The organism is Arthrobacter sp. Z1-15, from assembly GCF_054792395.1.
The window spans coordinates 1,836,231-1,857,661 of record NZ_CP096454.1 but is presented as its reverse complement, the minus strand read 5'-3'; the positions used below and the strand labels follow the sequence as shown (position 1 = coordinate 1,857,661).

The following is a 21,431-nucleotide window of genomic DNA, read 5'->3' as shown; positions in this document are numbered from 1 at the left end:
GGGCTCGCCCAAACACCCGGGCCCGCCGGCCGCAGGGAGCTCTCACGGCGGAATCAGCGGCTCGGCCGCCTACTGCCGATCCGGCGCGGCCGGGGCTGGCCGCCGCAACAGCTTCTTCACCCGTTCCGCGCCGCGGCCCGTCGTCAGCAGAATCACGACGACGGCGACCAGCGCGCCGATGGTGGTCTCAACGGCCCGGTCCACGGTCAGCTCCCAGACCGGCTGGACGGAGACGAAGCCGGTCATCAGCAGCGCCACGGGTGTCAGGAAGACCATGGCGAGCCCGTAGTGCCTGATGACATACACCTCGCCGCCGAACTGCAGCAGTGCCAGGAGGACTGCCAGTTGCACCGGACTCCATTCCGGCTGCAGCAGCAGGGCGGAGAGCAGAACGCCGCCGTACGTTCCCAGGATGAAGTGGCCGGCCCTGGCCGGAGCGTGCGCGGCATCTGCTGCGGCAATCGGTGCGCAGGCCGCGAGCATCGCCCAGTAGCTGTGTCCCGGCCCCAGAAGCAGTGCCAGTGAACCGGCGCCGGCGACGGCGGCGGCGTACCGTCCCGAGTGGGCGAGGATTCGTGCTGCTTCCGGCGGCGGAACCTGCTGGCGCAGCAGGGCCGGGGTGTGGCGGCGGGCATGGAGCCGGCCGGCAATCCCCAGCAGGACCGCGGTTGCGGCGCTTCCGGAGACGGCCAGGGCAGCTTCACCGACGGATCCCGCAAAAGGAGCGGCGGCGGTGGCGGTAAACGCGAAGATGTAGGTAAAGGGACCGGCGGGCCGGATGCGCAGGAAGTCCGCCGCCACCGAAATGACCATGGCGACAACGGTGGCGGCAGCAACCAGCTCCCAGTCGCCGTGCCCGGCAACGGACATGGAGACTCCGGCCACCACGGTCAGGCACATCAGCACACCGGACTGGGCCTGATGGCGCAGCCTCCGCCAGTGATGTTCCGAGCGGCCGAAAACTCCGGTGAGCGACCCGAAGATGGCACACATCGTGAGATCGGTGCGGCCCAGCAGAATCAGTACCAGCAGCGGAATCAGCATCCCTGCGGCCACCCGCACAGCGGGGAACCGGTGCCCGCGGCCGGCAGGGACCGCCAGGAAGCCACGGATGTCTTGCTTCACGGGGTAACGAGCCTTTCACTGCGGCAGGGAACAGGAAAATTGCCGCCTGTCCAGCCTATGAGCGCAGGCCCGCCCGCCAACGGAGCCACTCACGTGATTCATCTCCTACCGCTCCCGGCATCCGGCTCCCGGCATCCGTTCCGTCTCAGGCGCTACATCCGGGCCTTCGTTTTTGCCGTGGCCTTTGCCGCCCACGGGTCTTCCGGCCACGGGTGCTTGGGGTATTTGCCCCGCATTTGGGCACGTACCTGAAGATAGGGTCCTGACCAGAAGGATGCCAGATCGTCAGTGACGGCCAGCGGCGCCCGGGCCGGTGATAAGAGGTGGAACAGTACCGGCACCCGTCCCTGAACCAACCGCGGCGTCTCCGCCCAGCCGAAGCACTCCTGCAGCTTGACCGCCACTACCGGGCGGCCGCCGTCGTCGTCCACTGCAGGATAGGTAATCCGAACCTGGGATCCGCTGGGGACCTGCAGCCGTTCCGGCGCCAACTCCCCCAGCCGCGATGCCTCCGGCCAGGGCAGCAGCCGGCGCAGCGGTTCGGCGAGGTCGATTCCGTTCACTGACGCGCCGGAGGCCAGCGCCTGCAGTTCCGGTGCGAGCCAGTCATCAAGCCGGGCAAGCAGCGCAGGTTCGAAAACATCAGGCCAGGGCTCCCCCAGTTCGCGGTGCAGCAGTGCCATCCGGCGCCGAAGCGCGTCGGCCCCCGGGGAAAAGCCGATGACTCCCAGCCCTTCGCGGGCGAGGGCTCGGGCTACGGCTGCCCGGCCTTCTTCAGGTGACGGGCGGACCGGTGTGGAGGACAGCACAACAGCGCCCAGCCGCCGTTCACGCTTGGCAGTGACCCGGCCGCCGGTGAACGCCGCCTCCACGGTATCCGTAAGCAGATGCCGGGCAGCGGCTTCCGCCGTGTCCTGGCTCAGGGGTGCCGCCGAGCGGATCACGGCTCCCGTTCCGGCAGCATCCCGGCCCTGAGCCCGGGAAACCTCAGCAACAGCGAGCCACTCATACCCGGCCAGCGGGCTGCCCGCCGGCAGGCCTGCCCGGGTTCCGGTCGACAGTAGGTACCGTTCACCGGCACCGGCGCCGCCGGGGACGCGACGGGCAATGCGGTCCGGGAACGCCAGCGCGACGACGAACCCCAGGGCCTCGGCTCCCGGCACCGCCACGGCGGATGATTTCGCGGGGCCGTTACTTGCGCGGCGGGACAGTGACTGCAGCCGCCGCACATCCTCCGACCACCGCCGCTCTCCCGGTTCCCGTCCGGCGCGCAGGTTCACCAGCAGGCGGGACAGGTCAGCACCGGGGGCACGAAGGTCCCCGGACACCAGAGCCACGGCTTCTGCGGCCGTTCGGGCGCCGACGACGGGAGTTCCGTCCAGCAGGGCCCGCGCCAGCCGCGGATCCGCGGGGATCCCGGCCAGAGTTCGGCCAAGAGTTGTGACGGCCCCGCTGCCGTCGACGGCGCCCAGGTCATGCAACACCGATTGTGCATCTGCCAGGGCGGCACGCGGCGGGGCGTCGGGCAGTGCCAGCCCTTCGCCGCCCGGAGTTCCCCAGCAGGAAAGGACCAGTGCGGCGGCGGTGAGGTCCGCGACTGCCACCTCCGGGGTCTGGTGAGCCGGCGCAGCCCCGAAAGCGCGCTCGTCATAACAGCGGATGACGCGGCCGGGCCCCTGGCGCGCGGCGCGTCCGGCACGCTGCACCGCCGATGCCCGGGAGCAGGAAACCGTCACCAGTCCCGACATTCCGCGTGCGGCGTCCCGGCGGGGTTCACGGGCGAGGCCGGAATCGATCACCAGGCGAACCCCCGGAACGGTCAGCGACGACTCGGCGAGGCTGGTGGAGACGATGATCCGCGGCGGTTCACCGGGGCGCCGGCCCGAGACAGCCCGGTCCTGTTCCCGCGGATCGACCTGCCCGTGCAGCTCCAGCACCTCCGTTTCGGGTCCGCGTGCGGGCGGGCCTGCTGTGCCTGCTGCTACTCGGTTGCGGATTTGAGAGGCCACGTAGGACACTTCCCAAGCGCCGGGAACAAAAACCAGTGCGTCGGCCTGCGGGTTCTCGGTCAGCATGTCACCGTGGGCAGCAGCGGCCGTCTCGGCGATGTGGTTCAGGAAGGACCGGGTCACTCCGTGTTCGTCGATGCGAAGCGATTTGCCCGGCGCCCAGCGGACCTCAAGGGGGTACAGCGCCGACGGGCAGCCGATAACGGGTACCGGGCCGCCGTCGTCGTCATTTGCGATCAGCGCAGCGAACCGCGGCGCATCAACCGTTGCAGACATGGCCACGAGCGTAAGGTCTGCGCGCAGCTGGCGCACTTCAGTGAGCATGCCCAGAAGGAGGTCCGTTTCCAAGCCGCGTTCGTGGACCTCATCAAGGATGACAGCAGCAGTGCTTTCCAGTCCTGGATCTGCCAGCAGCCGGCGCAGGAGGATTCCCGGAGTGACAAACTCGATGACCGTATCCGTCCCGGTGTGGCTTTCGCCCCGGACGGTGTAGCCAATTCTGCCGCCGACCTTGGTGCCGTCCAGCTCGGCAAGCCGTCGAGCTGCGGAGCGTGCGGCGACCCGGCGTGGCTGGGTGACAACCACTCGCAAGGGTTTGTTGGTTGCGGTGGCCCGGGCAGCAATCAAGTTGGCGACCAGCGGCGGAACCAGCGTCGTTTTTCCGGTGCCGGGAGGGGCCTGAACGACTGCGGCGCCAGCTCCGGCTCCGGCGCTCGGGTCGAGCGCGGTTACCAGATTCGGAAGCGACTCCGCGAAAACCAATCCCGCGCCGATCACCTGAAGATCGAAGGGGTTCCGCAACCCGTAAGCCTGCGTGGTTTGGGCTGCGTCGTTAGGGCTGCACGGAGTAGTCACTTACCCATTGTCCCGCCTGATTCAGACTGCTTGTGTTGCCCACGTCCGGCCTGCCTCGCAGGCATGGGTTTACTCACTGATGAAACGCGGGAAGCGGTGGAGCCATTGACCTGTATACGTGTCCGGTGGGCGTCCTCGTGGTCACGCCGTGCCGGGTTGGCATTGGTTGGATCTTCCCGGAGGCTTCGTCGGCGGCCACTGGCTTAGACGTTCGTGCTTCCCAGCCTGGTGCTTCCTTGGCCTGGTTGCAGGCTTGGCACAGGCCCTGGATGTTCTCAGCACTGGTGGGTCCGCCTTCGCGGACGGGCTGAACGTGGTCGTAGTGGCGGATGGGTGCTCCGCACCACGGGGTCCGGCACACCTGGTCCCGTGCTGCGATCAGCCGGGCCAGGCCGCGGGGTACCAGCCGGGCCCGGGAATCCATCGCGGTGAGCTGTCCGGTGTCCGGTGTGACGTAGAGGCGGCGGAGCCAGACTTCGGTGCGCGGATCCGGGCGGCTAGGGGGCGTACCCCAACAGGCGCCGGTGCTGCCGGTACTGCCGGTACTGTCAGGTGATCTATCCGGATGATCCGGCTCTGCTTCCGCTGGGTCGGGTCCGCGGATCAAGTCCCTGGCCCACTGCGCCGGAACGATCCCGTAGCCGGCCAGAATCGCCGGTTCCGCCCCGGCCGGGACAAAGGAGCCTGCGGCTTCTAATGACTCTCCGCTTTGGTCCTGACGCTGACTCTGGTTCCGGCCCCGGTTCTGGCTGTGGCTTTGGTTCCGGCGGCTGCCCTGTTCAGGACCAAGGTTCTGCCACGGCGCCCGGCTTCGCCGCGGCCGCTCTCCCTGGAAGCTGCCCGGGTCCGATTCCGGCTGGCCCTGGTGCCGTTCCTGTTTCCGCGGGGCCTTGTCTTCCTGCGGCAGGATTCCGTCTTCCGGCGGCAGGATTCCGTGCAGCAGAGCCTGATCCGTCATGATCAGCTGCACCTCAACCCGAACATCCTCCGCCCGAGCCTGCCCCGTGGTGCGTTCCACAAACGTATCGGCCATGATCTGACCCTTCGACCGCGGATCCCCGGTTGCCCGGAGCCTGTCCGCTTCCCGCGTCAGGGCCGCATACACGCCCACCCCCTGGGATACCGGCAGCAGGGCCGTCACCCAGGTCATGGTGTCCGGTGCAGGCCGGCAGGACACAAACCGCTCCGAGACCGCATGCGCTGCACGCTTCACCACCGCATGCGGATCCAGACCGTAGGACAGGGACTTGATCCTCGCTATCAGCTGCCGGTCCCCGAGCTGCTCCAACTCACCCGGATTCCCGGCCACCAGTTCATCAACCCTTTGCCGGTCGGCCAGGGACAGGCACGCGGTCTCCCGGACCAGGATCGTGGCCCGCCACTCACTGATCACCCCAAGGGCCAGGGCGTGCAGGGTGTGGGGCATTTCGGTGGTGAGGATTCGTGCCAGGCCCAGCAGCTTCGCCCCGTTATGCGGGGACTCCCGCCGGGCCAGGGCGATCTGCGCGGCAACACCCTTCCCCAGCTGATCAGCCTTCAGCCCGGCAGCGGCCTGGGCGGTGCGGGTGGAAGCATCAAACGCAGCCGCGGCACGGGCCTGCGCGGCAGTGATGACATTCTTGAGGTCCTCCAAAGCCCGGATCTCATCGATCAGCCGCACCCGCTCCGCCGCTTCCAACACTGCATGGTTCCCTGCCGGTTCGAACGCTGCCGGGCACTTGGCGGGGTCCGAAGCTTTCGCCGATCCCGCTGTTGCCGGAGAGCCGGCAGTAGTGGCCGCTTCGCTTCGGGTGACCGGGGTCCTGTTTCGAGCGGCTGGGGTCAAGGTCTGCTTCCGAGCGGCTGGGTTCGAGGTCTGGTTCTGAGCGGTTGACGCCCGAGGCGAAGCACCGCGAGTAGAAGTGGGGACAGAAGCGGGAGTGGAAGCCAAAGGGGTACTCCTGCCTTCGTCTTCAACAGCTGGGGAGTAGTACATGTCTTCTATTTTAGTGAAATAGACCACTGTTTCCGGGAAATCCACATACTGGTCAGATACTCCAAATTAACGTCGGCCCACTCGCGCGGTCTTAGCTTTCCATCTGTTCCGAGCCTCTCTGTCCACTCCCGAGCCCGGTTGGTCGGCCTCGGACGCCTCGAGCGAACTGTAGCTCCTTGTATATCTGCGAGCGCGCCAGCCGGGGATTACAGTGGTTCCACGGCAGGCAGTGGCTCCCAGGGAAGGGGCTCCTCCAACGCACCGGCTCCGCAGGAGGAGGCTTCCCAGGCAACGGCCGGCCCCTCCCCCGGAAAGGTACCTCCGGAAGGGGGTTCTCTAGGAAAGGTGGCTCTCTAGGCAGGGGCTCTCTAGGAAGCCCACCCTTGGGAAACGAAGCGACGAGGGGCGACAAGACGAAAGGACCAGCATGAGTCAACGACATTCAGAGCAACAGACTCAACATCCGCTACAGACTCCTCATTCGGAACGGCAGAATCCGGAACAGCAGACATCAGAACAGCGGACACCGAAAAAGACGCCGGCAGAACAGCTAAGCACCCTGAGCCGTGGCACAACAGCAGCCGAAGCGCTGGCCTTCTTCGATTCACTTCCTCCAGTTCGCGTAGACGAAGTGATCGGCGACTGGCACGGCGCCGACGTTCCAACAGGTCACCGACTTGACGGTGTCCTGGGGCCGCTGGGTTGGCAGGGTAAGCGGTTCGAGGGCGCTGAGGCGGCTCGTCCGCTGATCTTCCGGACCGCGGCCGGTAAGGAGTTCGAGGTGAACCCGGGGCTCGTCCCACTCCGGCTGGCACTGCGGATCGGACCGCTGGTGCACAAACATCCCGGCGCGGGAAGGGCAGCCCGTCCACTTCTCCAGCTGACCAGAACGGGCCGGCCCCGTGCACGGCTTCGAATGATGGAGTACCGCGGCGTAGTCTCCGCAACCATGATTTACAATGCGCTGCCTGTCAACGACGCCTTCCGGAAGGTAGACGCGAACACACTGCTGGGAGCCATGGACATGCGCGGGCCCGCAGCCCCCTTCATGTTCTCGCTTCACAGAACGCTGTAATCGAGGCAGAACCCATATCGACGCAGCCCATTGCCCTACCGGACGTGACCTGTGACAGTGTGCCGGTGGACTCAACAGTAAATCCGGTACCGGAACTCATTGCACGGCTACGGGCAGCCGGCTGTGTCTTTGCCGAAGAGGAAGCGGCCCTGCTCGCCGCCGAACCAGAAAATACCGAGATTCTGGAAGACAGGGTCAGGCGCCGCTGCGCCGGAATACCGCTGGAGCAGATCCTTGGCTGGTCCGAATTCTATGGACTACGGGTTCCGGTTGCGCCGGGCGTATTTGTACCCCGGCGCCGAACCGAACTCCTTGCCGACCGTGCCATTGCCGCCATCAGCCAGTTCACCAGACTCGCCGACGCTGCCGAACTCGCCAAGATCGGGGAACGCTCCGGGCAAGCCGGGCATCCCCGTCCCCTGGTCGTAGAGCTCTGCTGCGGCTCAGGAGCCGTGACACTAGCGATATCCGCACATTCAGCTTCACCGCTTGAGGCGTATGCGGTGGACATCCACCCGGCCGCCGTACGGTGCGCCCGCCTGAATCTCACCGGCAAGGCCGCGGTTTTGGAGGGAGATCTGTTTTCGCCCCTCCCGCATAACCTGCGAGGCCGGGTCGACGTCGTCGTCGCCAACGCTCCGTATATTCCCACCGCGCAACTGAACACCATTCCGCGCGAGGCTCGGAACCATGAACCGGCAGCAACCCACGACGGCGGCAGCGACGGACTGGATGTCCTCCGGCGGATCATTGCCGGCGCCCCGGAATGGCTGAGCCGGGACGGCTGCCTGCTGCTGGAATGCAGTGAACGACAGGCCGAGGCTGTTGCACTGGTCATGGCTTCCCGCCGGTTGGCCCCGGAAATCGCCCGCAGGGAGGCCACCGACGCAACCGTTGTCATCGCCAAGAGGCAACTCTGCACTCCAGAGCCGCCGGAATAGGGAAGACTGGTAGTTCGCAATCTCCAAAGGTGGAACCACTTGATCAATCTTCAGCAGCGCAACGACGGCTTCATCCGCATGGACCGGCATTTCCCCCAGTCGGCCTCCGTCAGTATCACTTTCACCGACGGAACCACCGAGGTCATCACCGGCGCCCGGATCAACAAGGCATACGACGATGCCCTGGCGGTCTTCCGCGAAAAGAACGGCCTGGATGCCAAGGGATTCACCCGCATCGCGAAGAAGCGGGTCCTGGACAACAACAAGATTGACTTCGTTCCGGTGCACCCCGGCATGGGGCAGTAAGTCCGCTTCCTGAACCCGTAACGAGCTCACTGCCGCCGAGGCTGCAGTGCGCTTTTTGCGTTAACCTGCCGATGTGCAGCCAGATGCCCGGTAATGAGCCGCAGCAGCTCCGGCACGATGACCGGGTGGAAGTAGTGCCCCATCCCGCGAATGGTGACATGGCGGGACCCGGGCACCGCGGCGGCGGTTGCCGTTCCCCCGCTGGGATGGACTATGGGATCCCGGTCGCCGTGGATCACCAGAGTAGGAGCGATAATCCGGGCCAGATCACGCGTACGGTCCTGCGAGGCGTTGATAGCGCCGAGCTGGCGGGATCGTGCCGTCCCGCCGTCCGGGAAAGCGCCGCGGTCCCAGGCAAGGGCGGCCGCCGCGGTGTCGTTTGCTGTATCCGCAGGGTAGGTACGGCCGGCCAGATGCCGCATCATTCCCACTCGGGCCCGGATGAACTCTTCGCGTGACCGCGGAGGTCGGGCGACAAAACGCCGCTTGGTGGACAACGCCGCGGCACCGATCTTTCGCGCACCGGTGGTGGAAATGATGGAGGTCAGGGTCAGTGCCCGGTCCGGGTGATGGGCAGCCACCGATTGGGCAATCATTCCGCCCAGCGACATTCCCGCAAGGTGGGCACGCGGCACGTCCAGATGGTCCAGAAGCGCGACGACGTCGTCGGCCATGTCTTCCAGGCGGTAGGCGCCCGGGAGTGGACGGGCCAAGGCCTGATCCAGCAGGGTGGGCGTGGGCGTGTTCATCCTGCTGGAACGGCCGGCGTCGCGGTTGTCCGGCCGGATCACCCGGTATCCCGCAGCCGCCAGACCGTCTACAACCGATGCCGGCCAGGACGTGAGGTCCATCCCGAGCCCGGAGACGAGAACTACTGGTTCGCCGTCGGCAGGGCCGTCCACCCGGTAACACATCCGCACACCTGTCCGCAGGGTGGCGAAGCGGTCGGTTTCCGCATCGGCGGCCGTTTTCGCATCCCCCGCTGCTCCGGCCGCACCCGCCGCCGGCCCCTCAGACCCCGAAAAGTGCAGATGTTCGTCGACGAGGGCGCCCTTCTGCAGGTCTTTGCGGTCGGCAAGAAAGTTCATCGTCATTAGCCACGGGGCTTCCGTTCCCTGCCGGGGCAATGACTCCAGGCTCCGCTGCACGTAGCCTGCGCCGAAGTCCAGCAGCGGCCGTGTCTGCAGGCCTTCCGGCGTGACCGGCACCGCCGCGGAGTAGCCGTGGTGGTCCATGTGGGCGAGCAGCCGGGAAAACCAGCGGGTCAGAAGCCCGATTTTCAGGGTCCAGGACGCGTTGGTGTAGCCGATGGCGAACGCCATGTTGGGCACACCGCTGAGCATCACGCCCCGGTACGCCACATGGTCGGCGAGATTCACGGGAACGCCGTCAAGACGCAGTTCCATTCCGCCCAGAATCTGAAGGGTAAAGCCGGTGGCAGTGACGATGACGTCGGCCGCCACTTCCTCCCCCGAAACCATGGTGATGCCGCGCTCAGTGAGCTCGGCGATCCGACCGGTGACGATGCCGGCCGAACCGCTGCGCAGGGCACCGAAGAAGTCGCCGTCAGGTACGGCGCACAGCCGCTGGTCCCAGGGCGCGTACGGCGGGTTCAGGTGCGTGTCCAGATCGAAGCCCTCTGGCAGTGCCTTGCCCTGGATGACCCTGATGACCCTGCGGGATGCGCGCGGCCAGCGTTGGCAGACGGACCAGATAAGCCGCTGCCGACGCGCACTGACCTCGGCCATGATGCGCCCGGTGCGTTCGGGGCCGACGACGCCGCGCAGCCGCCGTGCGAGCGGATCCTCCGCCGGGATCGGAAGAATGTAGGTGGGGGTGCGCTGCACCATGGTCACGTGTGCACCCAAATCGGCCAGCGCGGGCACCAGCGTGACGGCTGTCGCTCCGCTGCCAATGACCGCTACCCGCTTTCCGCTCACCTTCAGGTCTTCGGGCCAGTGCTGCGGGTGCACGATGGTGCCGGGAAAGCGGTCAGCACCCGGGAGGTCCGGCAGATAGCCCTTGTCGTAGCGGTAATACCCGGCGGCATTGAAGATCCAGTTGGCCGTGAACTCCAGAAACTCCCCGGTGCCCACCGGTTCCGCCCGGGTTCCGTCCGGACCGGGCTCGGGAGTCCGGGTCACCTCTGCTCGGATGTTCCAGCGCGAATCCCTGCTGGACCAGTCCGCCGAGACCACACGGCGGTGGTAGCGGATGAGGCGGTCAACCCCGTACTCGGCCGCTGTTTCTTCCAGGTACCGCAGGATGCTTGGCCCGTCCGCAATGGCCTTCTCTTCGCGCCAGGGACGGAAGTCATACCCAAAGGTGTACAGGTCCGAGTCGGAGCGAATGCCCGGATACCGGAAGAGGTCCCAGGTGCCGCCCGCTCGGCCCCGCGTCTCCAGCAGGGTTATGGAGCGGTCCGGGTGGTCAGTACGAAGGCGGCAGGCAGCGCCGATGCCGCTCAGCCCGGCACCGATGATCAGCACGTCCAGGTGTTCCACGGTGTTTCCGGATGCCATGAGCACTCCCCCGTTGTTGGTGGCCGGCACGCCTTTATGCCGCTGAAACCGAGACTATCGGACCCCGCCGACATTCCCTGCGCATTCCGGGCAAGCCAACGGACAGGCTAGACCGGCGGCTCGGGATCGTACTGGATTCCGCGGCGCACCTCGCGGGCCCGATCCTCACCGGCGAGGCGGCGGACCAGATGCAGGGCCATGTCGATGCCGGCGCTGACGCCCGCGCTGGTGACGACGTCGCCGTCGTCGACCCAGCGCGCGTCCTGCCGCACGTCGATGCTGGGGTCCAGCTCAGCCAGCGTGGAGAGCGAGTCCCAGTAGCTGGTGGCCGGGCGTCCGGCGAGCAGGCCGGCGGCAGCGTACACAAGGCTTCCGGTGCAGACGCTGGTCATCAGCGGAACCTGCGAGCGCAGGCCGCGCATCCAGTCCAAATGGTCCTCGTCCTTGGCCAGGGCACGTGTTCCAAAACCGCCGGGATGAAGGAAAACGTCAAACTCCGGAGCGTCAGCACGGGACAGATGCGGGGTCAGGAGCATTCCCTTTGCCGCCATCACCGGTTTTCCGTCGGCTGAGAGCAGCGCGACGTCGTACCCGTCCTCCGGGTAATGCCGGGTCCAGTAGGCAAGCACCTCCCAGGGGCCGACGGCGTCGAGCTCTTCCACTCCGTCAAAAACCAGAATGCCGATGTGTTTCATTAGTTCATCCCCCGGGCGTCCACGGCCCACATAGTAGCGGCAGGATCCGGTGTGCCGGGGCCTGTAGATGACAGGACATAGTAGTTGTGCAGGTTCACCGCATTGCACGCATGGTTCGGCGCGACCAGCACCCGGGTGCCCAGTGCGGGCAGCGGGCCCGGGAGCTCCACCGTGGCGTGGTGCTCGGACGCGGCAACAATCCGGGCATCAGGATACTCGAGCAGCCGGCCGTATCCGGTGGTCCAGGCCGGCCGGTCGGCACCCAGTGTCTTCGTTCCCGAATCCAGAATGACCCGTCCCCCGGACTTGGAGACGACGGTGGCCGCCACGCTCAGGGCGATGTCCTCGGCAGCGCATGCTCCCAGTTCCAACTGCTGCGCATCATTAAAGACGTAGACTCCGGGCCGGATGTCGGTAAGCACCGGCTGAGCATGGGCGGCGGACGGGCTGGAGCCGCCGCTAACGGCGTCGGCAGCGGCACCGGCGGCCTTCGCTGCGGCGAGCGCCTCCGTCAGGGCAGCTGCCTCGTCGCCGGCAGCAGCGTTTCCCTGTCCCGGAGCGTAACTGTGGCCGGGAAAGGTGAAAACGCCCGCCACTTTCAGGCCAAGGTTTGCAGCCTGTGCGGCAAGTTCACCGGCTGCGGCTGGAGTAAGGCCGCTGCGGTGGTGGCCGGAGTCCACCTCGATCATGACGTCCGCCGGGATCTTGAACTGCGCGAGCTGTTCAGCTGCCGGCAGGGACTCGACGCCGATGCGCAGCTGCGTCCTCTCCGCCACGGCACGAAGCCGGCGTGCCCGCTCCTGGGTGACCCACAGCGGATACGCGATGAAAATACCGGGAACACCGAGCGCGGCAAAGACTTCAGCCTCCCCCACCGTTGCGACCGTCAGGCCAGCCGCACCGGCGTCGAGCTGCCGCCGCGCAACCTCTAGAGACTTATGCGTCTTTGCGTGCGGCCACAGGGCGAGCCCGCGGGCTTTGGCGGAACGCGCCATTCTGTCGATGTTGGCTGCCAGAATCACCGGGTCCAGCCTCAGATAGGGGGCATCTCCGTCGGGGTTCACTGAATTTTCCTTCCCTGCGGGCTCGGTTCGGATGTCCACTCGTCTTCGGTTACTTTCACCGCCGGCAGTTCCACCCCATTCAACACCAGCAACACCGGCGGTCCTGAAATGGCACGCGTAGCACCCACCCTCCCGCAGCATCCGGGCCCGCTCTACCGTTGAGGGATGGACAACAGCTCCGGCTCCCCTGCGGACGGCTGACATGCTGGCCTCCGAACTGGTCGTTATCCTTGCCGCGGCCGTGCTGCTCTGCACACTGGCAGCGCGGCGGTGGGGTCTGCCTGCACCGGTGTTCCTGCTGGGCTGCGGCATTGTGCTGGGTTTCATTCCGGCGCTGGCCCGGGTGGAGCTTCCGCCCGAGGCCGTGCTTTTCCTCTTCCTGCCGGCACTGCTGTTCTGGGAAAGCATCACCACTTCGCTGCGCGAGATTCGCAGCAACCAGCGCGGTATCGTCCTGATGGGAACCGCACTGGTGGTGGCCACGGCCGGGGCGGTCGCCGTCGCTGCGCATGCGCTCGGCCTGCCGTGGGGCCCCGCCTGGGTTCTGGGTGCTGCCATTGCCCCCACGGACGCCACCGCCGTCGGCGCCCTGGCGCGGGTCCTTCCGCACCGCTACGTCACGCTGCTGCGGGCGGAAAGCCTGATTAATGACGGCACGGCCCTGGTCATCTATGGGGTGGCGGTTGGGATCACGGCCGGAACGGAACAACTGAACACGCTCGAAATTTCCGGATTGTTCCTGCTGGCCTATCTGGGCGGCATCGCAGCAGGCCTGGTGACCGTCTGGTTGAGTTTCCGCGTCAGAAAGCGGGTTCAGGATCCCCTGCTGGGCAACGTTGTCACCATCCTGACTCCGTTCACCGCATTTGTCCTGGCCGAACTCATTAACGCCTCGGGGGTGCTCGCCGTCGTCGTTGTGGGGCTGGCGATGAGCCAGGCGGGTCCGCGGATTATCCGCGCCGACACGAGGCAGCAGGGGCAGGCGTTCTGGTCCCTGACCACCTTTCTTCTCAACGGAGCCCTGTTTGTCCTGGTGGGGCTGGAGCTGCCGCGCGCCGTCAGCGACCTGCCCGGGCGGCAGCTGGCGCAGGGCCTGTTCCTGGTGGCCGTGGTGACCGCGGTGATTGTTGCCGTCCGTCTGCTGTACCTGTTCATTGATGCGTACGTCTTCCGGCTGCTGGACCGGCGCGAACGCCGGCTGAAACCGCGCGTCAACAACCGGATCCGGGTGGTGAGCGGGATGGCGGGGTTCCGCGGTGCCGTATCGCTGGCCGCAGCCCTGGCGACCCCGCAGTACACCGCATCCGGTTCGCCCTTTCCCTACCGGGATCTGATCATCTTCGTGGCCACCGGCGTCATCATCCTGACACTGGTGGTCCAGGCCCCGCTGTTGCCGGTGATCGCACGGTGGGCCAGAATGCCGCTGGATGCGGCCCGGCGGAAGGAAGAGCAGCAGCTGGCGGAAACTTCAGCGGTCGCGAATGCGCTGGAGGCACTGCCGCAGGTCGCCGCTGAGCTGGGAACTGATCCGGATGTCGCCGACGAGGTCCGCACCGAATATGAAAGGCGCCTGGCCACGCTCAACGCGCTGCAGGACGAGGAGCAGGGGAACGACGACGGCGCCCGGCACCTTGCGCGTGCGGCGCAATACCGGGACCTGGGACTGGCGCTGCTGGCCCTCAAACGCGGCACCGTAATCCGGCTGCGGGACGAGCGGCGAATTGACGACGCCGTCCTGCTGCAGGTGCAGTCCTCCCTGGATGTGGAAGAACTCCGGCTGTCATCCCGCGGCGATCCGGGCGGCGGCGATTCCGGCGAAACCTCCCCTCCGGCGCCGGAGACCTAAGCCTCGGGGACACCGGGGAGCGGCTGGGAGCGGCGGGGAGCGGCGTCGACGCGCTCCACTCCAGGAACCCGATCCTTTCGGCCCTGACCTTCAGGCCCGCCCGCGGCGCACGAAGTAGGTAACCGTCAGTACGGCGAGCAACGGCCCCCAGGCCAAGAGGGGCGCGTAGCTCGGCCCCATCAACGGCAGGCCACTCGTGTCGGCCAGGTGCCACATGGACAGCTGACTGAACGTGATCAGAGTGATCAGGATGGCCCCGATTCCTGCCGGGATGACCGCCGCCAGTCGCGGCACCGGCTTTCCGCCGATAAAGGGGATCCACCGCGGAACCACCTCACCCCAGCGGTACACAAGGCCGAGGGCGAGCAGCGCGAGACACTCAAGCAGCGCCGCCAGACCGACGGTGTAAAGGGCGCCCCAACCGGGCAGATCGTAATCCTCACGGAGCACGGCCTCGCTGAAGCCGACGGGGATGCCGACGGTCATCGCGAGGCGCCACAGTCCAGAGGGCAGCACGCAGAGGGGAATAGCATGGGCAATCCACACAGCCCATCGTGGTGCGGGCAAGGTGGTGTCGAGGTGTTGTCCTTGATCGGTTGCGGCCCCCATGTGCTGAGACTAGCCGAACGCGACGGCGGCCGCCCCGGGCTCCCAGAGGTCCGGATTCGTGCTCGGCACGAGCCCTGCGTAGGCTCTCAACAGTTCAGCCGTTGCTGTATGGTCACTGTATGCTGACCATTTCTTCACGACTCGATGTGATGAACCGGATCGGTCGTGCGATGGCCGACCCGACCCGCTCGCGCATTCTCATGGCCCTGCTGAAGGGCCCGGCCTACCCAGCAGGGCTGGCCCGGGACCTGGGCCTGACCCGCTCCAACGTTTCCAACCACCTGGCCTGTCTGCGGGACTGCGGCATCGCAGTGGGGGAAATCGAGGGCCGACAAACCCGCTATGAAATCGCCGATCCCCATCTGGCCCACGCCCTGACTGTCCTGATCGATGTGACCCTGGCAGTCGATGAAAGCGCAGCCTGCCTGGACCGGGAATGCCCGGTTCCCGGTTGCTGCGAGGCCGGAGCCGGCGCATGAGCTCGTGCTGTGCACCTGACGAACCGAACCCGGACTTCGCCGAGCCCGAGCCCGAGGCCGGCACTGCATGGTGGCGTGACCGCGGAATCATGATTCCCCTCGCGTCCGGCCTTGCCTTTGCCGCCGGGGTGATCGCCCACTGGTCAGGGACGGAAGTGTTCGCCGCCGTGCTTTTCTGGGCGGGCTTGCTGCTGGGGGCGTCGACATTCGTTCCCGGCGCCATGCGCAACCTGGCCAAGGGCAGGCTCGGCATCGCCTTGCTGATGACCATGAGCGCCACCGGGGCAGTCATCCTGGGTTACCTCGAGGAAGCCGCAGCGCTGGCGTTTCTCTATTCGATCGCCGAAGCGTTGGAAGACAAGGCCATGGACCGGGCCCGCAGCGGACTGCGGGCACTGTTGAAACTCGTTCCCCAGACCGCGAACATCCTCACCAACGGCGAACCGCTTTCGGTCCGTGTCAGGGACCTCGAGGCCGGTCAGCTGATGCTCGTCAAACCCGGAGAGCGGATCGCAACCGACGGCATCATCCGCAGCGGACGCAGCTCCCTGGATACCTCGGCGATCACCGGTGAATCCATTTCCGTAGAGGTCCGGCCCGGCGACGACGTTTCCGCCGGCGTGATCAACACCTCCGGCGTCCTGGAAATCGAGACGACCGCCGCAGGGACCGACAACTCCCTCACGACGATCGTGCGTTTGGTCGAACAGGCGCAGACCGAAAAAGGCGAACGTGCCCGTTTGGCCGACCGCATCGCCCGCCCCCTGGTGCCCGGGGTGCTGATCCTCGCCGCATTGGTGGCCCTGATTGGCTCACTGCTGGGCGATCCTGAACTGTGGATCACCCGCGCCCTGATCGTTCTGGTCGCCGCTTCCCCCTGCGCCTTGGCTATCGCGGTGCCGATTACTGTCGTCTCGGCGGTCGGCTCGGCCAGCAAATTCGGTGTCATCATCAAAAGCGGCGCGGCCTTTGAGCGGTTCGGCTCAATCCGCCACCTAGCCATGGACAAGACCGGCACCCTGACGCGCAACCAGCCCACCGTCACCGAGGTGCTGGCTGTCGATGGAACCAGCGAGCGCCAGGTTCTGGCCTGGGCTGCTGCCCTGGAACAGCACAGCACCCATCCCCTCGCCACCGCCATCACCCGGGCAGCACCTGAAACAGCGGCCGCCACCGGCATTACGGAGGAAGCCGGGCACGGCATTTACGGCACGGTCGACGGCGCCGTCGTCGGTATCGGCAGTCCCCGCCGGTTCGATGCGGGGGATCTCGCCGGGGCGGTGGAGCGGTTGGAATCCTCGGGCATGACCGTCGTCGTCGTTCACCGCGGGGGAGCAACCGTCGGCGCTATTGGAGTGCGCGACGAGCTGCGCCCGGAAGTGCCCGATGTCGTGCGCACCCTCACCGCCGGAGGCATCGGCGTCACCATGCTGACCGGAGACAATGCCCGCACCGCACGTGCCCTCGCTGCCCTGGCCGGAATCGAGGATGTCCGTGCGGAATGCCGACCCGAAGACAAGTCCGATGCCATCCGCGAGCTGAACGCCGCAACGCCGACGGCGATGATTGGCGACGGCATCAATGACGCCCCGGCTCTCGCCGCCGCGGAGGTAGGGATCGCCATGGGAGCCGCCGGCTCCGATGCCGCCATTGAATCTGCCGACATCGCCTTCACGGGCCACGACCTGCGCCTGATTCCCGGAGCCATTGCCCATGCCCGGCAGGGCCAGCGGATCATGAACCAGAACATCGTGCTCTCGCTGCTGATCATCGCGGTGCTTCCGCCGCTGGCCGTTACGGGCGTCCTGGGCCTGGCCGCCGTAGTCCTGATCCACGAGGTGGCTGAGGTCATCGTCATCCTCAACGGGCTACGCGCAGCTCGAACAAAAACGCGCCCGGTTCAGTCCGGGGGTTCTCCTGCGGACCCGCAGGCTTCCCTTCGCAGCAACTCTCCCACCACCGCCTCATGAAGCTGAATCCCGGCACCGTCCTGACCGTCCAAGCTGCCTGGGCGCAGATCCTGGGTATCCCCCGGGGATCCCTGGCAGGGGCCGGCACGCGGATATACCGCGAGAAAAGCGACAGTCCCGTGCTCATGTTTGTTTCGCTGTTCGGAGTAGGCGTGGTGGTTGGGCCACAGTGGGCCACTGAAGCATGTCGTAGTTTCAGCGACACGGAACTTGCAAGCCACGCAGCACTCCTCAGAATCAGTGCTCCGCACGGTGGCCAGCCGCTGGGCGAAGCGCGTCTGTATTTTTGTGATTCCGCGCCAGGCCTCCCCGTCCGGGCCACTCCCGTAAGCCGTGATCCGGCCGATGCTGTTGCCTTAGAGCGCAGCTGTTCGCGCGAGGACGCCGCCGAAGTCGGCCTCAGCGAGATGGCAAAGACTTTCGTGCTGTTGGGCGACGAGCGGTCGGAGCCCCGCCCGCTGGCAGGAAGCGGATACGACGTGTGGAAGGATCACCTGGCGCATATGGGCGTCCTTACCGCAGACGGCAGCCGGCGGCAGGGACATGCAGCCACCGCTGTTTCGATTGCCGTTGATCACGCCACGAGAGCGGGGCTGATTCCGCAGTGGCGCGTCAGGACAGACAACACCGCTTCCATCCGCACAGCCCTCCGCGCCGGGTTTGCGCACGCCGGATCCCAGACAACCGTGCTCCTCGGCCCCTAGCGGCGCAGCCGGACCCGGACGGACGCCGCGGCACAGGCAATTACCGCCGCCCCGCCCAGCAGCGTGGGCCAGGTGAGCTGTTCATCCAGGAGCAGGGCCGCCCAGCAGATGGTCAGCACCGGCTGGACCAGTTGAATCTGGCTGACCTGGGCCATGGGACCGATGGCCAGTCCCCGGTACCACGCGAAGAATCCGAGGAACATGCTGACAACGCCGAGGTAGGCGAGCGCCGCCCACTCGCCGGGAGAGCCCGACGGCGGCTGCCGGACAGCCGCTACCGCCGTCAGCACCGCCATGAGCGGTGCCGCAAGGACGAGCGCCCAGGAAACGGTCTGCCAGGCGCCAAGTTCCCGGGCCAGCAGACCGCCCTCGGCATATCCCACCGCGCCCGCCGCTACGGCGCCGAAAAGCAGCAGGTCGGCCCACTGGAGCCCGCCCAGGCCCCCGCCGTGGAGGGCCGCAAACACCACAACCGCGGCTGCGCCCGCAGCTGCCATGATCCAGAAGAACAGAGGCGGACGCTCATGTCCGCGCAGCACGGCGGCAACGGCGGTGGCCGCCGGCAGCAGGCCGATGACGACGGCGCCGTGGCTGGCCGGAGCCGTTGTCAGCGCGAATGATGTCAGGAGGGGAAAACCGAGGACCACACCGCCGGCCACCAGGGCCAGGCGCACCCACTGCCGCCGCTGCGGAAAGTGCTGCTTGGTGAGTGCCAGGGCGGCCGCTGCCAGGAAGGCGGCTATAACGGCACGGGCGGAACCGATGAAGAGCGGAGAGAGACCGCCGTCCTCCACCGCGATCCGGGTCACCGGCAGGGTCAGGGAAAATGCGGCAACGCCCAGCAGACCCCACCCCAGCCCGGCCTTCAGGCCGGGGCCCGGCGTCGATAGCAGTGGTGCCTGACGGAGAGTAGCGCTACTATGCTGTGTCATGTCTCACGATAGCAGCAGTGCCCGCATCGCCACAGGGCTGCGCGCCTGGATTTCGACGGCGGCGCCCGGCGCCAGGATCCCCTCCACCCGGGCACTGGTTGAGCAGTACGGCGCAAGTCCGGTGACGGTGCAAAAGGCCCTGCGCACCCTGAGCGCACAGGGGATGGTCGAAAGCCGTCCCGGCGTCGGCACCTTTGTCCGTGCCGCCCGGCTGGCACGCCCGCACGACTACGGCTGGCAGACCGCGGCACTTGGGTCCCCGCAGGCACGCCTGCCGCAGCTGTCCGCAGCCCTGCGCACCGCACCCAACGACGTCATTGCCCTCCACTCGGGCTACCCCGACCGGGAGCTGCTGCCCGAACGGCTGGTCCGGGCGGCCTTCACGCGGGCCGCCCGCAGCGGTGCCGCGGTGAGCCGTTCCCCCGCCGCGGGCCTGCCCGAACTGCAGGCCTGGTTTGCCGCGGAGCTGGAAGCTGCCGCTCCGGCCGGCGCCGCTCCCCCGGCGGCGGGCGACGTCGTCGTCCTCCCCGGCAGCCAAAGCGGACTCAGCACCGCCTTCCGGGCACTGGTGGGTGCCGGCCGTCCGCTGCTGATGGAGTCGCCCACCTACTGGGGCGCCATTCTCGCCGCCGAGCAGGCCGGGGTGGAGGTCGTTCCGGTCCCCAGCGGCGTCAACGGTCCCGATCCCGCAGACCTGGTGCGCGCCTTCGAGCAGACCGGCGCCCGTGCCTTCTACGCCCAGCCCACCTTCGCCAACCCCACGGGCATCCAGTGGACGCCGGATCTTTCGGACGAGGTGCTCGGCGTGGTGCGCCGGTTCGGCGCGTTCCTGATCGAGGACGACTGGGCCCACGACTTCGGCATCAGCGCGGACCCTGCCCCTTTGGCGGCCCGCGACGACGGCGGGCACGTGGTCTACCTGCGGTCACTGACCAAGAGCGTGTCACCGGCGGTAAGGGTGGCCGGCATTGTGGCCCGCGGTCCGGCCCGGGAACGCATCCTGGCCGATACGCAGGCGCAGTCCATGTATGTCAGTCCGCTGCTGCAGGCGGTGGCGCTCGACGTCGTGACGCAGCCCGCGTGGAAAACCCACCTGCGCGGACTGCGCCGGCAGCTGGCCGGCCGCCGTGATCTGCTGGCTGCGGCGCTGCGCGAACATGTCCCGGGGGCGGAGCTGCCGGTGTTGCCGCGCGGCGGACTGAACCTGTGGCTGCGGCTGCCGGAGGGCACGGACCTGCTCCGGCTGGTCCGGGACTGCGAGAGCGACGGCGTGGTGGTCGGCACCGGGAACGAGTGGTTTCCAGCCGAGCCCACCGGACCGCATTTGAGACTGAATTATTCCGGGCAGAATCCGGGCGCATTCCCCGAGGGTGCCCGGATCATCGGCAGCGCGCTGGCACGCCAGCAGAGCGGGCCCTAGCCGTTGCCGCGGGAGACGTCCGGGTCGCGGGGTGCTTCCCGCCGGCGCTCGGCCAGCAGTTCCTTGGTCCGGACCAGCCGCAGGGCTGTGACCAGCACCAGGCCGCCCACCATATTGAAGAGCAGGGTGTAGGCGAACCAGACAAGCCATTCCAGGTAGGAAATTCCGGCACCGGACTGCATGGCGCCGAAGATCAGCAGCGAGTCCAGAATCGAGTGGAACAGCTGGAGCCCGGCCAGGAGGAAGCCGCCGATGACGGTGGCGACGATCTTGGCCGGGTCCGAGGACGTCCCCTGCTGCATGCGGCTCATCAGGGTAATCGTGCTGCCGCCCAGGATGGCCAGTGCAACCGTCTGCAGGGAGAACGGTGCGTCGGTGAAGTGTTTGGCCGATTCGGCCACCGTGGGTTCCCACTGCGGGAAGGCCTGCATGACAATCCACATGAACACCCAGCCGCCGGCGAGATTGGCCAGCAGCGTGCCGCCCCAGAGTTTGCCCAGCTGCTTCACGCTGCCTTCCTTCGCTACCACGGCGGCAACCGGCATCAGGAAGTTTTCGGTGAACAACTCGCTGTGCGCGAGGTACAGGGCAATCAACCCCACGCTGAAGGCAATTCCCGCCAGCAGGTGGTCTCCCGTTTCGTGCAGAACTGCCAGATAGGCCATCACGCCCAGCCCGACTTCCAGTCCGCCAAACACGCCGGTGACAAGGATGGTCCGGAACGTTCGGTGCAGCCGTTCAGCACCTTCCGTGACCGTGTTGTCAAAGGACTCCTGCAGTTCATCCTCAACGGGCGCTTCGGATTCTCCGATTTCCCTGCGGCGTTCCTCGCTCATGGTGTCCTTTCGGTGCCGGTGTCGGTGCCTGGTGCCGGTGCGCGGAGCCGCGTTTCCCGGTTGGGTTA

The 21,431-nt window shown here is 67.0% G+C and carries 17 protein-coding genes; 8 read left to right on the top strand and 9 right to left on the bottom strand.

The window, feature by feature from the left end:
* Nucleotides 1–69: 69 nt before the first annotated feature.
* From M1D40_RS08540 to M1D40_RS08530, 3 genes are all read right to left on the bottom strand, one after another.
* Nucleotides 70–1,125 (bottom strand): FUSC family protein, encoded by a 1,056-nt coding sequence (locus M1D40_RS08540; protein WP_461170896.1) that lies wholly within the window; start codon nucleotides 1,123–1,125, stop codon nucleotides 70–72.
* 152 nt (nucleotides 1,126–1,277) lie between these two features.
* Nucleotides 1,278–3,935, bottom strand: a complete 2,658-nt coding sequence (gene hrpB / locus M1D40_RS08535) for an ATP-dependent helicase HrpB (protein ID WP_461171034.1) — start codon at nucleotides 3,933–3,935, stop codon at nucleotides 1,278–1,280.
* 127 nt (nucleotides 3,936–4,062) lie between these two features.
* Nucleotides 4,063–5,670 carry an HNH endonuclease gene (locus M1D40_RS08530; protein ID WP_461170895.1) on the bottom strand — a complete coding sequence of 536 codons (1,608 nt, stop codon included), beginning with the start codon at nucleotides 5,668–5,670 and terminating at the stop codon, nucleotides 4,063–4,065.
* Between the two features lie 925 nt (nucleotides 5,671–6,595).
* On the opposite strand from M1D40_RS08530, the gene M1D40_RS08525 reads away from it, so the two are divergent.
* The 3 genes from M1D40_RS08525 (at nucleotide 6,596) to M1D40_RS08515 (ending at nucleotide 8,286) form a co-directional block, all read left to right on the top strand.
* Nucleotides 6,596–7,039: a DUF4334 domain-containing protein gene (locus tag M1D40_RS08525; RefSeq protein ID WP_461170894.1), complete on the top strand. Its 444-nt coding sequence runs from the start codon at nucleotides 6,596–6,598 to the stop codon at nucleotides 7,037–7,039.
* 65 nt (nucleotides 7,040–7,104) lie between these two features.
* Nucleotides 7,105–7,980 (top strand): putative protein N(5)-glutamine methyltransferase, encoded by an 876-nt coding sequence (locus M1D40_RS08520; protein ID WP_461170893.1) that lies wholly within the window; start codon nucleotides 7,105–7,107, stop codon nucleotides 7,978–7,980.
* A 39-nt stretch (nucleotides 7,981–8,019) separates the two neighbouring features.
* Nucleotides 8,020–8,286, top strand: a complete 267-nt coding sequence (locus M1D40_RS08515) for a hypothetical protein (RefSeq protein ID WP_461170892.1) — start codon at nucleotides 8,020–8,022, stop codon at nucleotides 8,284–8,286.
* Between the two features lie 26 nt (nucleotides 8,287–8,312).
* Here the strand turns inward: M1D40_RS08515 and M1D40_RS08510 are convergent, their stop codons facing one another.
* The 3 genes from M1D40_RS08510 to M1D40_RS08500 all read right to left on the bottom strand — a co-directional run bounded on the left by M1D40_RS08510 (nucleotide 8,313) and on the right by M1D40_RS08500 (nucleotide 12,567).
* Nucleotides 8,313–10,808: an alpha/beta fold hydrolase gene (locus M1D40_RS08510; RefSeq protein ID WP_461170891.1), complete on the bottom strand. Its 2,496-nt coding sequence runs from the start codon at nucleotides 10,806–10,808 to the stop codon at nucleotides 8,313–8,315.
* A 107-nt stretch (nucleotides 10,809–10,915) separates the two neighbouring features.
* Complete coding sequence (locus M1D40_RS08505) at nucleotides 10,916–11,503, bottom strand: DJ-1/PfpI family protein (protein WP_341392950.1); 588 nt, start codon at nucleotides 11,501–11,503, stop codon at nucleotides 10,916–10,918.
* Entirely contained in the window at nucleotides 11,503–12,567 is a 1,065-nt protein-coding gene (locus M1D40_RS08500) for an alanine racemase (RefSeq protein ID WP_461170890.1), read from the bottom strand. The genes M1D40_RS08505 and M1D40_RS08500 overlap by 1 nt, the downstream gene beginning before the upstream one ends.
* A 202-nt stretch (nucleotides 12,568–12,769) precedes the next feature.
* On the opposite strand from M1D40_RS08500, the gene M1D40_RS08495 reads away from it, so the two are divergent.
* A complete protein-coding gene (locus tag M1D40_RS08495) occupies nucleotides 12,770–14,413 on the top strand; it encodes a Na+/H+ antiporter (protein ID WP_461170889.1) in 1,644 nt (547 codons plus the stop codon).
* A gap of 90 nt (nucleotides 14,414–14,503) precedes the next feature.
* Here the strand turns inward: M1D40_RS08495 and M1D40_RS08490 are convergent, their stop codons facing one another.
* Nucleotides 14,504–14,899 (bottom strand): hypothetical protein, encoded by a 396-nt coding sequence (locus tag M1D40_RS08490; protein WP_461170888.1) that lies wholly within the window; start codon nucleotides 14,897–14,899, stop codon nucleotides 14,504–14,506.
* Nucleotides 14,900–15,141: 242 nt separating this feature from the next.
* Between M1D40_RS08490 and cmtR the strand changes: the two genes are divergently transcribed.
* From cmtR to M1D40_RS08475, 3 genes are all read left to right on the top strand, one after another.
* The gene (gene cmtR / locus M1D40_RS08485; protein ID WP_341392947.1) at nucleotides 15,142–15,501 is read left to right on the top strand and encodes a Cd(II)/Pb(II)-sensing metalloregulatory transcriptional regulator CmtR; all 360 of its coding nucleotides are present in this window, start codon (nucleotides 15,142–15,144) and stop codon (nucleotides 15,499–15,501) included.
* Nucleotides 15,498–17,471, top strand: coding sequence for a heavy metal translocating P-type ATPase (locus M1D40_RS08480; protein WP_461170887.1), 1,974 nt, complete (start codon nucleotides 15,498–15,500; stop codon nucleotides 17,469–17,471). The genes cmtR and M1D40_RS08480 overlap by 4 nt, the downstream gene beginning before the upstream one ends.
* 407 nt (nucleotides 17,472–17,878) lie before the next feature.
* Nucleotides 17,879–18,175 carry a GNAT family N-acetyltransferase gene (locus M1D40_RS08475; protein WP_461170886.1) on the top strand — a complete coding sequence of 99 codons (297 nt, stop codon included), beginning with the start codon at nucleotides 17,879–17,881 and terminating at the stop codon, nucleotides 18,173–18,175.
* Here M1D40_RS08475 and M1D40_RS08470 read toward each other — a convergent pair.
* Nucleotides 18,172–19,107, bottom strand: coding sequence for a DMT family transporter (locus tag M1D40_RS08470; protein WP_461170885.1), 936 nt, complete (start codon nucleotides 19,105–19,107; stop codon nucleotides 18,172–18,174). The genes M1D40_RS08475 and M1D40_RS08470 overlap by 4 nt on opposite strands.
* On the opposite strand from M1D40_RS08470, the gene M1D40_RS08465 reads away from it, so the two are divergent.
* Nucleotides 19,106–20,527 carry an aminotransferase-like domain-containing protein gene (locus tag M1D40_RS08465; protein WP_461170884.1) on the top strand — a complete coding sequence of 474 codons (1,422 nt, stop codon included), beginning with the start codon at nucleotides 19,106–19,108 and terminating at the stop codon, nucleotides 20,525–20,527. The two genes, M1D40_RS08470 and M1D40_RS08465, sit on opposite strands and share 2 nt — an antisense overlap.
* Here M1D40_RS08465 and M1D40_RS08460 read toward each other — a convergent pair.
* Nucleotides 20,524–21,363, bottom strand: a complete 840-nt coding sequence (locus tag M1D40_RS08460; protein ID WP_461170883.1) for a formate/nitrite transporter family protein — start codon at nucleotides 21,361–21,363, stop codon at nucleotides 20,524–20,526. The two genes, M1D40_RS08465 and M1D40_RS08460, sit on opposite strands and share 4 nt — an antisense overlap.
* Nucleotides 21,364–21,431: the final 68 nt, after the last annotated feature.